At 75.1% G+C, this 13,773-nt stretch carries 13 protein-coding genes; 11 read left to right on the top strand and 2 right to left on the bottom strand.

Features of this window, described 5'->3' with window-relative positions; translation table 11 throughout:
• The 10 genes from ACZJYS_RS08680 to ACZJYS_RS08635 all read left to right on the top strand — a co-directional run.
• Positions 1–466, top strand: a 466-nt coding sequence (locus tag ACZJYS_RS08680) for an MAPEG family protein (protein ID WP_493177242.1), incomplete at its 5' end; no start/stop codon positions are given.
• Positions 467–526: 60 nt separating this feature from the next.
• Positions 527–1,726 (top strand): amidohydrolase family protein, encoded by a 1,200-nt coding sequence (locus ACZJYS_RS08675; RefSeq protein WP_379649019.1) that lies wholly within the window; start codon positions 527–529, stop codon positions 1,724–1,726.
• A gap of 75 nt (positions 1,727–1,801) precedes the next feature.
• Positions 1,802–2,299, top strand: a complete 498-nt coding sequence (locus tag ACZJYS_RS08670) for a DUF427 domain-containing protein (RefSeq protein ID WP_493177239.1) — start codon at positions 1,802–1,804, stop codon at positions 2,297–2,299.
• The gene (locus ACZJYS_RS08665; protein WP_493177237.1) at positions 2,296–2,841 is read left to right on the top strand and encodes a histidine phosphatase family protein; all 546 of its coding nucleotides are present in this window, start codon (positions 2,296–2,298) and stop codon (positions 2,839–2,841) included. Before ACZJYS_RS08670 ends, ACZJYS_RS08665 begins: the two co-directional genes overlap by 4 nt.
• An 85-nt stretch (positions 2,842–2,926) precedes the next feature.
• On the top strand, positions 2,927–4,444 hold the full coding sequence (gene glpK, locus ACZJYS_RS08660) for a glycerol kinase GlpK (protein WP_493177235.1): 1,518 nt from the start codon (positions 2,927–2,929) through the stop codon (positions 4,442–4,444).
• Between the two features lie 62 nt (positions 4,445–4,506).
• Positions 4,507–5,847, top strand: a complete 1,341-nt coding sequence (gene cysG, locus ACZJYS_RS08655) for a siroheme synthase CysG (RefSeq protein ID WP_493177233.1) — start codon at positions 4,507–4,509, stop codon at positions 5,845–5,847.
• Positions 5,848–5,934: 87 nt separating this feature from the next.
• On the top strand, positions 5,935–6,813 hold the full coding sequence (gene ypfJ, locus ACZJYS_RS08650; RefSeq protein WP_493177231.1) for a KPN_02809 family neutral zinc metallopeptidase: 879 nt from the start codon (positions 5,935–5,937) through the stop codon (positions 6,811–6,813).
• 73 nt (positions 6,814–6,886) lie between these two features.
• On the top strand, positions 6,887–7,876 hold the full coding sequence (gene pdxA, locus ACZJYS_RS08645) for a 4-hydroxythreonine-4-phosphate dehydrogenase PdxA (RefSeq protein WP_493177229.1): 990 nt from the start codon (positions 6,887–6,889) through the stop codon (positions 7,874–7,876).
• On the top strand, positions 7,873–8,613 hold the full coding sequence (locus tag ACZJYS_RS08640) for a pyridoxine 5'-phosphate synthase (protein ID WP_456316928.1): 741 nt from the start codon (positions 7,873–7,875) through the stop codon (positions 8,611–8,613). Before pdxA ends, ACZJYS_RS08640 begins: the two co-directional genes overlap by 4 nt.
• 235 nt (positions 8,614–8,848) lie before the next feature.
• A complete protein-coding gene (locus ACZJYS_RS08635; RefSeq protein ID WP_379649008.1) occupies positions 8,849–10,939 on the top strand; it encodes an HWE histidine kinase domain-containing protein in 2,091 nt (696 codons plus the stop codon).
• Here ACZJYS_RS08635 and ACZJYS_RS08630 read toward each other — a convergent pair.
• A complete protein-coding gene (locus tag ACZJYS_RS08630) occupies positions 10,920–11,906 on the bottom strand; it encodes an NAD(P)-dependent oxidoreductase (RefSeq protein WP_493177223.1) in 987 nt (328 codons plus the stop codon). The two genes, ACZJYS_RS08635 and ACZJYS_RS08630, sit on opposite strands and share 20 nt — an antisense overlap.
• 19 nt (positions 11,907–11,925) lie before the next feature.
• Entirely contained in the window at positions 11,926–12,864 is a 939-nt protein-coding gene (locus tag ACZJYS_RS08625; protein ID WP_493177221.1) for a dihydrodipicolinate synthase family protein, read from the bottom strand.
• A 114-nt stretch (positions 12,865–12,978) separates the two neighbouring features.
• Between ACZJYS_RS08625 and ACZJYS_RS08620 the strand changes: the two genes are divergently transcribed.
• Positions 12,979–13,770: a DeoR/GlpR family DNA-binding transcription regulator gene (locus tag ACZJYS_RS08620; RefSeq protein WP_493177219.1), complete on the top strand. Its 792-nt coding sequence runs from the start codon at positions 12,979–12,981 to the stop codon at positions 13,768–13,770.
• The last annotated feature ends 3 nt before the right edge of the window (positions 13,771–13,773 follow it).

Below are 13,773 nucleotides of genomic sequence, written 5' to 3'. Positions count from 1 at the left end.
GGGCGCGCCAGGGCGTGGCCGCGGCCCCACCCCCGACGCCGTCCTGGCCCTGCCGGAGCCTGCCCGCCGCATGACCGCGCTGCCCGTCACCTCCCTCTACGCCGCCCTCTCCGGGCTGCTGCTGCTGGCGCTCTCCCTGCTGGTGATCCGCGCGCGGCTGGCGGCGCGCGTGGCGCTCGGGCTCGGCGAGGATGTCCGGCTGCTGCGGGCCAGCCGGGCGCAGGGCAACTTCACCGAATACGCGCCGCTGACCCTGCTGCTCCTGCTGCTGCTGGAGGCCGCCGGCAGCGGGCCCGCCCTGCTGCACCTGCTGGGCGGCCTGGCGCTGGCGGGCCGGGTCCTGCACGCCATCGGCATCTCGCGCGAGCCGGAGACGCTGATCCTGCGCCAGGCCGGCATGGCGCTGACCTTCGCGGTGCTGGGCCTGGCGGCGCCGCTGCTGCTCCTGCGGCTCGCCGCCGGCTAGCCGCGCCCCGCACACCCCCTTTGTCCCCGCGCGGCGCCGCCGCCAGCCCCGGAAGGCCCCATGACCCAGGATCTGCTGATCACCGACATCCGCCCGATGGGCGGCGCCCCCGCCGCCCTGCTGATCCAGGGCGGCCGCATCGCCGGCCTCGGGCCGGAGGTGACGGCGCCGCCCGGCGTGCCGGTGGAGGCCGGCGGCGGCGCCCTGCTGATCCCCGGCCTGGTCGAGGCGCACACCCATCTCGACAAGTCGCTGCTCGGCATGGGCTGGCGGCCGCACCAGGCCGGCCCGGCGCTGATCGACAAGATCGACACGGAGCGGCGGCTGAAGCGCGAATGGGGCATCGACCCGGCGCGGCAATCGGCGCGGCAGGTGGTGCAGTCGCTGCGCCACGGCACCACCCATATCCGCAGCCATGTCGATATCGACACCGAGCTGGGGCTGGAGGGGCTGGAAGGCGTGCTGGCGACGCGCGACGCCTACCGGGAGGCGATGGACATCGAGACCGTCGCCTTCCCGCAATCCGGCCTGCTGGCGCGCCCGGGCACGCTGGCGCTGCTGGAGGCCGGGATGCGCATGGGCGCCGACGTGGTGGGCGGCCTCGACCCCTGCGCCATCGACCGCGACCCGAAGGGGCATCTCGACGCGGTGTTCGGCCTGGCCGAGCGCTTCGGCAAGCCGGTGGACATCCACCTGCACGAGCCCGGCCTGCTCGGCGCCTTCAGCCTGGAGCTGATCTTCGAGCGCACCCTGGCGCTGGGCATGCAGGGGCAGGTGGTGGTCAGCCACGCCTTCTGCCTGGGTGATGCCGACACCGCCATGGTGGACGGGCTGCTGGACCAGATCGCGGCGCTCGACATCGGCATCATGACCACGGGCTCCGCCAGCCGCCCCGTGCCGCCCGTGGCGCGGCTGCGCGCGCGCGGCATCCGCGTCTGCTCGGGCTCCGACGGCATCCGCGACACCTGGGGCCCCTACGGCAATGCCGACATGCTGGAGCGCGCCATGCTGCTCGGCCTGCGCAACAACTTCCGGCGCGACGACGAGGTGGAGATGGCGCTCTCCGTCTGCACCGAGGGCGGCGCGGCGGTGATGCGCCTGCCGCATTACGGCCTGCGCGTCGGCGATTCCGGCGATGTGGTGCTGGTGGAGGCGGAGACGCTGGCCGAGGCGGTGGTGGCCCACCCGCCGCGCCGGCTGGTGGTCAAGCGGGGCCGGGTGGTGGCGCGCGGCGGCGTGGCGCTGGTGCAGGCACCCTGACGCACCGGCCCGCCCCTGGTCAGGCCGCGCGCCGCCCCCAGATGCGGCGGAGAGGCAGGGCAAGGGAGCAGGGCCATGGATCGTCCGCAGCGCGTCGAGCCGGGGCCAGGGCAGGAATCGGTGTGGGACTATCCGCGTCCGCCCCGGCTGGAGCCGGTGCCGGAGCGGCTGCGCGTGGTCTTCGCCGGGCAGGTGGTCGCCGAGACCACCGCCGGGTGGCGCGTGCTGGAGACCAGCCACCCGCCCGTCTACTACTTCCCGCCGGCCGACATCCGCCCCGGCGTGCTGCAGCCCGCCCCCGGCCAGTCCTGGTGCGAGTGGAAGGGCCGCGCCGCCTACTGGTCGCTGGCGCTGGACGGGCACACCGTGCCCGAGGCGGCCTGGAGCTACCCGGAACCGGTGCCCGCCTTCCGGCCCATCGCCGGGCACCTCGCCTTCTATGCCGGCCGCGTCGACTCCTGCTGGGTGGGGGAGGAGCAGGCGCGGCCACAGCCCGGCGGCTTCTATGGCGGCTGGGTGACCAGCCGTGTCACTGGCCCCTTCAAGGGCGAGTCAGGTACGCGCGGATGGTGAGCCGCCGCGCCCTGCTGGCCGGCCTCGCCTTCTCCGCCACGGCCCGCGCCGAGGCGCCCGACCTCTGGGCGGCGCTGCGCGCGGGCGGCCATGTGGCGCTGATGCGCCATGCCACGGCCCCTGGCGTGGGCGACCCGCCGGGCTTCCGGCTGGCGGAGTGCGCCACGCAGCGCAACCTCTCCGAGGCGGGGCGGGAGGAGGCGCGGCGGATCGGCGCGGCCTTCCGCGCGCAGGGCCTCGGCGCGCTGCCGGTCTGGTCCAGCCAGTGGTGCCGCTGCCTGGAGACGGCCCGCCTGCTCGGCCTCGGCCCGGTGGAGGCGCTGCCGGCGCTGAATTCCTTCTTCCGGGACAGCGCGGCGCAGCCGGAATCCACCGCCGCGCTGCGCCGCTGGATCGCCGCCCGGGCGCCGCGCGGCGCCGCCCTGCTGGTGACGCACCAGGTGAACATCACCGCCCTGACAGGCCTCTTCCCCGCCTCCGGCGAGGTGGCGGTGCTGCGCGCCGACAGCAGCCCGCTCGGCCGCTGGCGCCTGCCCGGCTGAGCCACGCCCCTCCCGCCCCGGCTCGACGGCCGCGCCGGAAGCCGACATGGTGGCCGCCGGAGCACCCGGGAGGACACCACACCGCATGACGACGCAGGGCGCGATCCTGGCGCTGGACCAGGGCACCACCTCGACCCGCGCCATCCTGTTCCGCCCGCCGGCGCTGGAGCCGCTGGCCGTGGCGCAGGAGGAGTTCCCGCAGCACTACCCCGCCCCCGGCTGGGTGGAGCACGACGCGGAGGACCTCTGGCGCACCGCCCTCTCGACCCTGCGCGGCGCGCTGGCGAAGGCCGGGCTGGCGGCGGGCGCCGTCGCCGCCCTCGGCATCGCCAACCAGCGCGAGACGGTGGTGATCTGGGACCGCGCCACGGGCCGCCCCATCCACAACGCCATCGTCTGGCAGGACCGGCGCACGGCGCGGGCCTGCGCCGAACTTCGCCGCGGGGGCCATGCCGGGGCGGTGGCTGCCAGCACCGGCCTGCTGATCGACCCCTATTTCTCCGCCACCAAGATCGCCTGGCTGCTCGACCATGTGGAGGGCGCCCGCGCCGCCGCCGAGGCCAGGCGGCTGGCCTTCGGCACGGTGGACAGCTTCCTGCTCTGGCGCCTCACCGGCGGAAGGGTGCACGCCACGGACGCCACCAACGCCGCCCGCACCCTGCTCTACGACATCCATGCCGGGCGCTGGGACCCGGCGATGCTGGACCTGTTCCGCGTGCCCGCCGCCCTGCTGCCCGAGGTGCGGGACTGCGCCACGGAATTCGGCCACACCGAGCCGGGGCTGCTCGGCGCCGCCATCCCCATCCGCGGCATCGCCGGAGACCAGCAGGCGGCCACCATCGGCCAGGCCTGCTTCACGCCGGGCATGGTGAAATCCACCTACGGCACCGGCTGCTTCGCGCTGCTCAACACGGGGGCCGAGCCGGTGCGCTCCGGCCACCGGCTGCTCACCACCATCGCCTACCAGTTCCACGGGCGGCGGGCCTATGCGCTGGAGGGGGCGATCTTCGTCGCCGGCGCGGCGGTGCAATGGCTGCGCGACGGGCTGGGGCTGATCCGCGCCGCCGCCGAGAGCGGGGAGCTGGCGGCGCGCTCGGAGGCCGCGCGGCGGCTCTACATGGTGCCCGCCTTCGTCGGCCTCGGCGCGCCGCACTGGGATGCGGAGGCGCGCGGCGCCGTCTTCGGCCTCACCCGCGATTCCGGCCCGGCCGATTTCGCCCGCGCCGCACTGGAGAGCATCGGCTACCAGACGCGCGACCTGATCGAGGCGATGCACGCCGACTGGGCCGCGAGCCAGACGGCGCCGGGCGAGATCCCGGTGCTGCGCGTCGATGGCGGCCTCGCCGCCTCGGACTGGACGATGCAGTTCCTGGCCGATGTGCTCGACGCGCCGGTGGACCGCCCCGCGGTGCAGGAGACCACGGCGCTGGGCGCGGCCTATCTGGCCGGGCTGCAATCCGGCCTCTGCCCGGAGCCGGAGGGCTTCGCGGCGGGGTGGCGGCTGGAGCGGCGCTTCACGCCCGCCATGCCGGCCCCGGCGCGCGCGGCCGCCTATGCCGGCTGGAAGGATGCGGTGCGGCGCACCCTGTCCTCCCCCGGCTAGGCAAGGGCGCGGGCCGCCGCCTGTTGCCCCGCCGCGTGCAGGCCGCGTAAGGACGGGCGACCATGCGCCACTTCCCCATCTTCCTGGACCTCCAGGGCCGCGACGTGCTGCTGCTGGGCGCCGGCGAGGCGCTGGAGGCCAAGGCCGTGCTGCTCGCCGCCGCCGGTGCCCGCCCGCGCCATGCCGCGCGCTTCTCGCCCGCGCTGCTGGAAGGCATCGCGCTGGCCTGCGCCGCCGGCGCGCCGGAAGAGGATCTGCGCGCCCTGGCGGAAGCCTGCCGCGCCCGCGGCATCCCGGTGAACGTGGTGGACCGGCCGGAGCTGTGCGGCTTCATCACCCCCGCCATCGTGGACCGTGACCCCATCACCATCGCCATCGGCTCGGGCGGCGCGGCGCCGGCGCTGGCGCGCATGGTGCGGCAGCGGATCGAGACGGTGCTGGCGCCGGGCCTCGGGCGGGTGGCGGCGCTGGCGCGGCACTTCCAGCGCGCCGTGCGCGCCCGCCTGCCCGACCTCGCCGCGCGCCGCCGCTTCCTCGACGCCGCGCTGACCGGCCCCGCCGCGCGGCTGGCCGAGGCCGGGCGCGAGGCCGAGGCGCGCGCCGCCTTCGCCGCCGCGCTGGAAGCGGCCGAGGCGGCGCCGGCCGGCAGCGTGCATCTGGTCGGCGCCGGGCCGGGCGCCGCCGACCTCCTCACCCTGCGCGCGCTGCGCCTGCTGGGCGAGGCCGATGTCATCGTGCATGACCGCCTGGTGCCGGCGGAGGTGCTGGAGATGGCGCGGCGCGACGCGCGGCGCATCTATGTCGGCAAGGTGCGGTCGCATCACTGCGTGCCGCAGGCGGAGATCAACGCGCTGCTGGTCCGCTTGGCGCGGGAGGGCATGAAGGTCGTGCGGCTGAAGGGCGGCGACCCCTTCATCTTCGGCCGCGGCGGCGAGGAGAAGGAGGCGGTGGAGGCCGCCGGCCTCGTCTGCGAGGTGGTGCCCGGCATCACCGCGGCGCTGGCCTGCGCCGCGCAGGCGGGCATTCCCCTCACCCACCGCGACGCCGCCCGCAGCCTCACCCTCGTCACCGGCCACACGCGGGAGGGCCGGCTGGATGTGAACTTTGCCAGCCTGGCCCAGCCGGGGCAGACGGTCGCGGTCTATATGGGCGTCACCACCCTGCCGGCGCTGTTCGCGGGCATCGTGGCGGCGGGGGGCGACCCTTCGCAGCCGGCGGCCTTCATCGAGCGCGGCGGCACGTCGCGGCAGCGCGTGCTGCGCGGCAGCTTCGCGGAGGTGGCACGGCAGGCCCAGGGCTGGGTGGAGGACGGCCCCGCCCTGCTGCTGCTGGGCGAGGCCTGCGCGCGTGGTGGCCTGCCGCTGGCCGCCGCCGCCGAGGAGCACGCGAGCCCCGCCCCTTGACCGCACCTTGACCGCTCACGCAACCGGGCCCATGGCCGCGCGTTGCCAATGGCCGGTGCGCCGCCGGCGGAACAAGGATGAACGACAATGCGGCTGGATGGTCCGGAAAGCCAGAATATCGAGGATCGGCGGGGCCAGGGTGGCAGCCGGGGCGGCGGCCGGGGCCTCGCCGTGGGCGGCGGGCTGGGCGGCGTGGTGCTGGTGGTGATCTGCCTGGCGCTGGGCATCGACCCTTCCGTGCTGTTCATGGATGAGGGCGGCGTGCCCACGCAGCAGACCCAGCAGGCCCGCCCCGGCCCGGGCGGCGAGGCCACCGCCGGCGGCGATGCGGAACGCCGCTTCGTCGCCCAGGTGCTGGGCGACACGGAGCTGGTCTGGAAGGCGCAGTTCCGCCAGCTTGGCCGGCCCTACCAGGACCCGGTGCTGGTGCTGTTCAACGGCGCCGTGCAGTCCGGCTGCGGCGCGGCGCAGTCCCAGGTCGGCCCGTTCTACTGCCCGAACGACCAGCGCATCTACATCGACCTCGACTTCATGGCACAGCTGCAGCGCCAGCTCGGCGCCAATGGCGATTTCGCCGCCGCCTACATCGTGGCGCATGAGGTGGGGCACCATGTGCAGCAGCAGCTCGGCATCCTCGACCTGACGCGCTCCCTGCAGCAGCAGGCGGGCGAGCGGACGGAGGCCAACGCCATCCAGGTGCGGGTGGAGCTGCAGGCCGATTGCTTCGCCGGGCTCTGGGCCAGGCAGGCCGACCAGGCGCGCGCCATCCTGGAGAAGGGCGACGTGGAGGAAGGGCTGAACGCCGCCGCCGCCGTGGGCGACGACCGGCTGCAACGCCGCGCCCAGGGCCAGGTGCAGCCCGAGAGCTTCACCCATGGCTCCTCGCAGGACCGGGTGCGCTGGTTCCGCACCGGGCTGGAGCGCGGCGAGCTGGCCGCCTGCGACACCTTCGCGGGCCTGCGCTGACACCACCGGCCTTGACGCCTGCCGGCGCGTGGTGGCCCATGCTGCCACCACACGCCGGATGCCGACTCTTCCCATGACCCTACCGCCGCCCCTGGCCCTGACGATGGGCGAACCCGCCGGGATCGGCGGCGAGATCGCGGCGCGCGCCTGGGCGGCGCTGCGGGAGAGCGGCCCGGCCTTCCTGTTCCTGGGCGACGCGGCGCTGCTGCCCGGCATCCCCACCCGCACGGTGACGGAGCCGGCGGAGGCTCCTGGCCTGTTCCGGGAGGCCCTGCCGGTGCTGCCGCTGCCGCTGGCCGCCCCCGTGCGGCCCGGCCAGCCGGATGCGCGCAACGCGCCCCCCGTCATCGCTGCCATCGAGCGGGCCGTGGCGCTGGCCCTCGAAGGGCGCGTGGGCGGGGTGGTGACCAACCCGATCCAGAAATCCGTGCTCACCGCCGCCGGCTTCCGCCACCCCGGCCACACCGAGTTTCTCGCCGCCCTGGCGCCGGGAGACGGCCCGCCGGTGATGCTGCTGACCGCCGCCGGGCTGCGTGCCGTGCCGGTCACCATCCACCAGTCGCTGCGCAGCGCCATCGAGAGCCTGACGGTGGGGAAGATCGTCGCCATCGGCCGCGCCACGGCGGCGGGGCTGCGCCAGGATTTCGGCATCGCCGCGCCGCGTCTGGCGCTGGCCGGGCTGAACCCCCATGCCGGCGAGGACGGCACCATGGGCACGGAGGACCGCGACATCGTCGCCCCCGCCGTGGCCGCGCTGCGCGCCGGGGGTATCGACGCGCGCGGCCCCTACCCGGCCGATACGCTGTTCACCCCTCAGGCCCGCGCCGGCTACGACGCGGCGCTCGGCATGTATCACGACCAGGCGCTGATCCCGGTGAAGACGCTCGACATGCATGGCGGGGTGAACGTCACCCTTGGCCTGTCGGTGGTCCGCACCAGCCCGGACCACGGCACGGCGCTCGACATCGCCGGCCAGGGCCGGGCCGACCCCGGCAGCCTGATCGCCGCGCTGCGGCTGGCCGCAGAGCTCGCCGCGCACCGCCAGAGGAGAGAGTGTCCGTGAAGCCGCTGCGCCTTTCGGTCAATGTCGACCACGTCGCCACGCTGCGCAACGCGCGGGGCGGCCGCTTCCCCTGCCCGGTGGAGGCGGCGCGCGCCTGCCTCGCCGCCGGGGCGGACGGCATCACCATCCATCTGCGCGAGGACCGGCGCCATATCCGCGACGAGGATGCCCGCCGCATGGCGGCCGAGCCGGGGCTGCGGCTGAACTTCGAGATGGCGGCCACCGAGGAGATGGTGGGCATCGCCCTCTCCCTCGCCCCCGCCGCCTGCTGCCTGGTGCCGGAGAAGCGTGCCGAGCTGACCACCGAGGGCGGGCTCGACGTGCTGCGCGCCGGCCCCTCCCTGGCCGAGGCGGTGCGCCGGCTCGCGGGCGCCGGCATCGAGGTCTCGCTCTTCGTGGAGCCCGACCCGGCGCAGATCGACGCGGTGGCCGCGCTCGGCGCGCAGGCGATCGAGCTGCACACCGGCACCTATGCCGACACCGCGCCCGAGGCACGTGGCCCGCTCCTCGCCCGGCTGCGCGCCGCCGCCGGGCACGCCGCCGGCCTCGGCCTCGCCTGCCATGCCGGGCATGGGCTGGACTATGAAAGCGTGGTCGGCATCGCCGCCATCCCGCAGGTGGAGGAGGTGAGCATCGGCCACTTCCTGATCGGCGCCGCGGTGTTCGAGGGGCTGCCGGGCGCCGTGGCGCGGATGCGCGCGGCGATCGCCGCCGGCCGCTCGGAAACCGGCCATTGAGGAAAGAAGCACCGGGGCAGGAACGCCCAGGTTGAAAATTGTCTCGCGGATTTATAGCATTCGGATGTCGAGACTGCGTGGCAAAGCGAGTACGATCACACTGACCGTGTCGCCGGGCAGAGGCTGAGCGGCACCAGACCTTCCAGAAAGGGGGCCGGGTGGAAGCACAGGGTAGCCGCCATGCAAGGCGGAGCGGGTGGGCGAATCGCCCGGCCCGGCTTTGCCGGAGATGCCCTTGCCCGATCCATCCTTAGGACCGGGCCGGGGGCGGCCAGCACCGGGCGCCGTCGGGCGCCGCCCCAGGCGCTCCCTCGCCTTCTATCTGTTCCTGCTGTGCTTCGTGCTGCTGGTGCCGGTCGTGCTGCTCTCCGGGTTGATGCTGCACGGCCTGTTCGAGGCCGAGCGGGAGCGCCTGTGGCGCGCCGCGCATGACCGCGCCCGGGCCATCACCATCGTGCTGGAGCGGGATCTGGCGAGCCGCATTGCCGCGCTGCAGGCGCTCGCCGCCTCGCCGGAACTGGACGAGGCCGTGCCGGAGCCATCCATGCTGGAGGGATTCGCCCGCCAGGCGCGCGCCATCGAGACCCTGCTGGACGGCAGCGTCACCCTGCTCGACCCGGCAGGCCACTTCGCCGACCCGCGCGGCACGGCCGCGGCGGGCGGGGACAGGCCGACACTGCCCGGCTTCCTGGAGGTGCGGGCCGATGAAGGCGCGCCGCTGCGGCTGGTCGTGCCGGTGTCGCGGGGGGGCCGGCTGCTTCGGGCGCTGAGCCTTGACATGAGCCCGGACTGGCTGCGCCGGCAGTTGCTGCAGGCCCGGCTGCCACCGGGCTGGATCGCCGTGGCGGTCGACAGGGACGGGCGGCTGATGGCGCGCACGGAACGGCAGGAGGAGTTCCAGGGCCAGCGGATCGACGCCGCGCTGGTGCTGGCGGATGAGCAGACCACCCTCTGGCAGACCCGCAGCCTGACCGGCGAGCGGGTGCTGGTGGGCTATGCCGTTTCCGAGCTGTTCGGCTGGCGGGTGGGCGTGCTGGCCCCGGTGCGGCTGGTGGAGGACGCCCTGTATCCCTCCAGGACCTTCATGGGTGCGGCCTTCCTGCTCCTGGCGCTGGTGGCGGTCCTGCTGGCGCTGCTCTTCGCCCGGCGGATCGCCCGGCCGGTGCGGGCCCTGGCGGAGGCGGCGAAGGCGCTGGGCCAGGGCCGCGCGGTGCGGCTGCCGAACCTGCCGGTGCGGGAGCTGAACGATGTGGGGGCCGCCCTGGCCGAGGCCAGCCAGGCGCTGCAACGCCGGACCGCCGCCCTGGCCGAGAGCGAGGCGCGGCTGGCGCGCGCCCTGAAGGCGGGCCGGATCGCCACATGGGAATGGGAGGCGGCGGGCGACACCCTCACCGGCTCCCCGGGGCGGGAGGCGCTCTATGGCCGCCCGCCCGGCAGCCTCGGGGACCACGCGGCCCTGCTGGCGGCAACCCATCCCGAGGATCGGCCCCGCCTGCGCGCGACCATCGCCGCCGCGCTGGCGCCGGATGGCCCCGACCTCTACGACGTGAAGTTCCGCATCCTCCGCCCGGAAGGCACGGTGCGCTGGCTGCGCAGCCAGGGCGCGGTGGTGGAGCGCGAGGCCGGCGGCCGCCCGGCCCGGCTCAGCGGCGTGGTGATGGACATCACCGCCGCGCAGAAGGCGATCGAGCGCGAGCAGGTGCTGGTGAGCGAGGTGGACCACCGCGCGCGCAACGTGCTGACCGTGGTGCAGTCGCTGCTGCGCATGAGCCGGGCCGACGACCCGGCCGACTTCGCCGAGGCGGTGCGCGGCCGGGTCGGTGCCCTGGCCAAGGCGCACACCCTGCTGGCGCGGGAGCGCTGGAGCGGCGGCGAGTGGCATGCCCTGCTGCACGAAACCCTGGCCGCCTACCAGGCGGGGAAGCGCGTCCTGCGGCAGGGGCCGCCGCTGACGCTCGCGGCGCACAGCGTGCAGCCCCTGGCGATGGTGCTGCACGAGCTGGCCAGCAATGCCGCCCGGCATGGCGCCCTCTCGCACGACGGCGGGCGGGTGGAACTGTCCTGGTTCGTGCGGGAGGGCCGGCTGACCCTGCTCTGGGCGGAGCATGGCGGCCCGGCCCTGGCCGGGCCGCCCCTGCCTGGCTTCGGGCTGCGGCTTGTGGAAAGCACCATCCGCCGGCAGTTGGGCGGCGGGGTCGAGCTGGGCACAGCCGGCAACGTCCTGACCTGCCGCATCAGCCTGCCGGCGGAGCGGGTGCTGCGCGACGACAGCATGCCGCCGACCGCCTTCAGCCCCAGCGAGGCGGCTATCGCCCGCTTCGGCTGAGGCGGCGCGCCTCGGCGGCGTTCACCGTGCCTTCGGGCAGGGTGCCGGCGGCGAGGGCGGCCACCTGCCGCACCGTGTCCATCGCCTGATGCTCGGTGGCCGCGCGCGTCAGGCCGCCGATATGCGGGGTGGCCACCACATCCGGCCGGTGGGCCAGGGCGGGGCTCGGCATCTGGTCCGGCGCGCGGCCGACATCGAGCGCGGCGCCGCCGAGCTGGCCGCGCTCCAGCGCCGCCGCCAGGGCGGCCTCGTCCACCAGCTCGCCGCGCGCCAGGTTGATGAAGAAGGCACCGCGCCGCATCCGCGCGAAGGCGGCCTCGTCCATCAGGTCGCGGGTCTCCGGCGTGGCGGGGGCGAGGCAGACGACGAAATCGGCCTCGGCCAGCAGCGCCGGCAGATCCAGGAAGGTCACATCCTCCGTGGCCGGCGGATGGGGGTCGTTGGCCAGCACCCGCATGCCGCAGGCCCGGGCCAGCGCCCCCAGCCGCTGCGCGATGCGGCCATAGCCCACCAGCCCCAGCGTGGCGCCGCGCAGCTGCGTGCCCATGGCCGGCACCATGGCCTGCCCGGCCCGCGCCGCCCGCACGGCGGTGGAGACGCCGCGCGCCAGGTCGATCATCAGCCCGAGGCCCAGCTCGGCCACGGAATCGGTGAAGCCCGGCGTGGCCCGCGTCACCAGCACCCCGGCCGCCGAGGCGGCGGCGACGTCGATGGTGCTGATGTCGACCGCGCAGCGCAGGAAGGCCACGAGGTCGGGCGCGGCGGCGAAGGTCTCGGCCAGGCCCGGCGTGGCGCGGTCGGCCACGATGGCGTGGCAGCCGGCCGCGGCCTCGGCCAGGGCGGCGCCCTGCAGCACGCGGCCGGTGGGGTTGCGCACCACCTCGGCGTGGCGGCGCAGCGCCGCCAGCGGGCGCTCGCCATAGTAGTTGGCGAAGGCCGTCTCGGTGTGGGTCAGGAAAACCTTCATCGGACGGCCCCCCCTCCGCTCAGCCCAGGGCGCCGGCGCGCGGATCGTGGCGCGCCACGCGGGCGAGCAGGTACTCCACCTCGGCCTTCGCCGTGGCGGTCAGGCTGGCGCCCGGCTTGCGCTGCGCGTCGGAGGCGATGATGCCGCGCCGCGCCATGACGTATTTGCGCACGGCCAGACCCGTCGGGCCCTGCTGCTGCTCGTAGCGCAGCAGCGGCAGGTGGGCGTCGAACAGGTCGTGCGCCGCGTCGCGCTGGCCTTCGGCCTGCAGCCGGACCACGTCGCACAGCATGTCGGGGAAGGCGTAGCCGGTCATCGCGCCATCGGCGCCGCGCTCCACCTCGAAGTCGAGGAACAGCCCGCCATTGCCGCAGAGGATGGAGATGGGGCGCATCGAGCCATCCGCCTGGAAGCCGCGCAGGGCGGAAATCTTCTCCAGGCCCGGCCAGTCCTCGTGCTTCAGCATCACGCAGGCCGCGTTCTCCTGCACGATGCGGCGGATGACGGCGTTGGTCATCACCACGGAGAAGGTCTGCGGGAAGTCCTGGATGACGAAGGGCACGTCCTCGCCGATCGCCTCGGAGGCCTGGCGGTAGTAGGTGGTGATCTGGTCGTCCGTGCGCAGCGTGTTGGGCGGCGCGATCATCACGCCGGCGGCGCCGGCCTCCATCGCGTTGCGGGCCAGGGCGCGCATCGCCGCGAAGCCGGGGGCGGAGACGCCGACGATCACCGGCAGCCCCTCGGCGCGGCGGATGAAGCGGCGGGCGATCTCCAGCGCCTCGGCGCCGTCGAGCTTCGGCGCCTCGCCCATCACGCCCAGCACCGTCATGCCGGTGCTGCCGACCGAGCGGTAGAAATCCGTCATGCGGTCGATCGAGGCGTAGTCCACCTGGCCATCGGCATGGAACGGGGTGGGAGCGATCGGGTAGACACCCTTGGCGGTGTGATCGAGCGGCATGCGGGAATTCCCTCCGGTACGGTGCGGATTCCTTTACCCGAGAAGCACCGGCAGGCAAACCGCGCCCCGGCGCGCCACCCTTGCGGGCGCGCAGCGCTGTGGCAGGGTGGGGGCATGGCCAGACGCAGCAAGGATGCGCTCGGGAAAGCCGCCCGTCACGCGGCGATTCTCGAGGCGCTCGCGACCGACCCCACCGTCCGCATCAGCACGCTGGCGGATGGCTTCAACGTCTCCGCCGAGACGGTGCGGCGCGATGTGGAGGAGCTCTCCGCCCGCGGCATGGTGCGCCGCACCTATGGCGGCGCCTCCGCCTCGCACCCCGCCGTGCAGCCGGGCCTCGGCGAGCGCGAGCGCGTGCTGGTGGCCGAGCGCTCGCGCATCGGGCGCGAGGCGGCGGCGCTGGTGGAGGAGGGGGCGGTGGTGATGCTGGATGCCGGCAGCACCACCACGCATTTCGCCCGCGCCCTCGCCGCGCGTGGCGTGCGCGCCACGCTGCTGACCAACAGCCTGGACGCGGCGCTGGCCGCCGGCACCTCCGAGGCGCTGCGCGTGCTGGTGGCGCCGGGGGAGCTGAGCGTGGTGGAGCGCGGCCTCTACGGCGCCGAGACCCACGCCTTCCTGCGCCGCTTCAACGTGGACATGGCGGTGATCGGCGCCTCCGGCCTCACCGAGGAAGGGCCGTGCGAGGCGGAGAGCCGCGCCGCCTGGGTCAAGCGCGCCATGCTGGAGCGGGCGGAGCGGCGGCTGCTGCTTGTGGACTCTTCCAAGTTCGGCCGCGCCTTCCTGGAGGTGCTGGCGCCGCTGGAAAGCCTGACCGACGTGGTCACCGAGGCCCCGCCCCCGGCGGCGCTGGAGGCGGCGCTGGGGCGATGTGGGACTCACCTCACAATCGCCGCGGATTCCTGAAAA

Source organism: Roseomonas sp. TS2 (genome assembly GCF_058833935.1).
The sequence above is the reverse complement of the archived record's forward strand: the minus strand, read 5'-3'. Positions and strand labels throughout refer to the sequence as shown.

What these genes read in the sequence shown, in the direction of transcription:
- ACZJYS_RS08675 (WP_379649019.1), top strand. Translation starts at nt 527, where the DNA reads ATGACCCAGGATCTGCTGATCACCGACATCCGCCCGATGGGCGGCGCC.
- ACZJYS_RS08670 (WP_493177239.1), top strand. Translation starts at nt 1,802, where the DNA reads ATGGATCGTCCGCAGCGCGTCGAGCCGGGGCCAGGGCAGGAATCGGTG.
- glpK (WP_493177235.1), top strand. Translation starts at nt 2,927, where the DNA reads ATGACGACGCAGGGCGCGATCCTGGCGCTGGACCAGGGCACCACCTCG.
- cysG (WP_493177233.1), top strand. Translation starts at nt 4,507, where the DNA reads ATGCGCCACTTCCCCATCTTCCTGGACCTCCAGGGCCGCGACGTGCTG.
- ypfJ (WP_493177231.1), top strand. Translation starts at nt 5,935, where the DNA reads ATGCGGCTGGATGGTCCGGAAAGCCAGAATATCGAGGATCGGCGGGGC.
- pdxA (WP_493177229.1), top strand. Translation starts at nt 6,887, where the DNA reads ATGACCCTACCGCCGCCCCTGGCCCTGACGATGGGCGAACCCGCCGGG.
- ACZJYS_RS08630 (WP_493177223.1), bottom strand. Translation starts at nt 11,906, where the DNA reads ATGAAGGTTTTCCTGACCCACACCGAGACGGCCTTCGCCAACTACTAT.
- ACZJYS_RS08625 (WP_493177221.1), bottom strand. Translation starts at nt 12,864, where the DNA reads ATGCCGCTCGATCACACCGCCAAGGGTGTCTACCCGATCGCTCCCACC.
- ACZJYS_RS08620 (WP_493177219.1), top strand. Translation starts at nt 12,979, where the DNA reads ATGGCCAGACGCAGCAAGGATGCGCTCGGGAAAGCCGCCCGTCACGCG.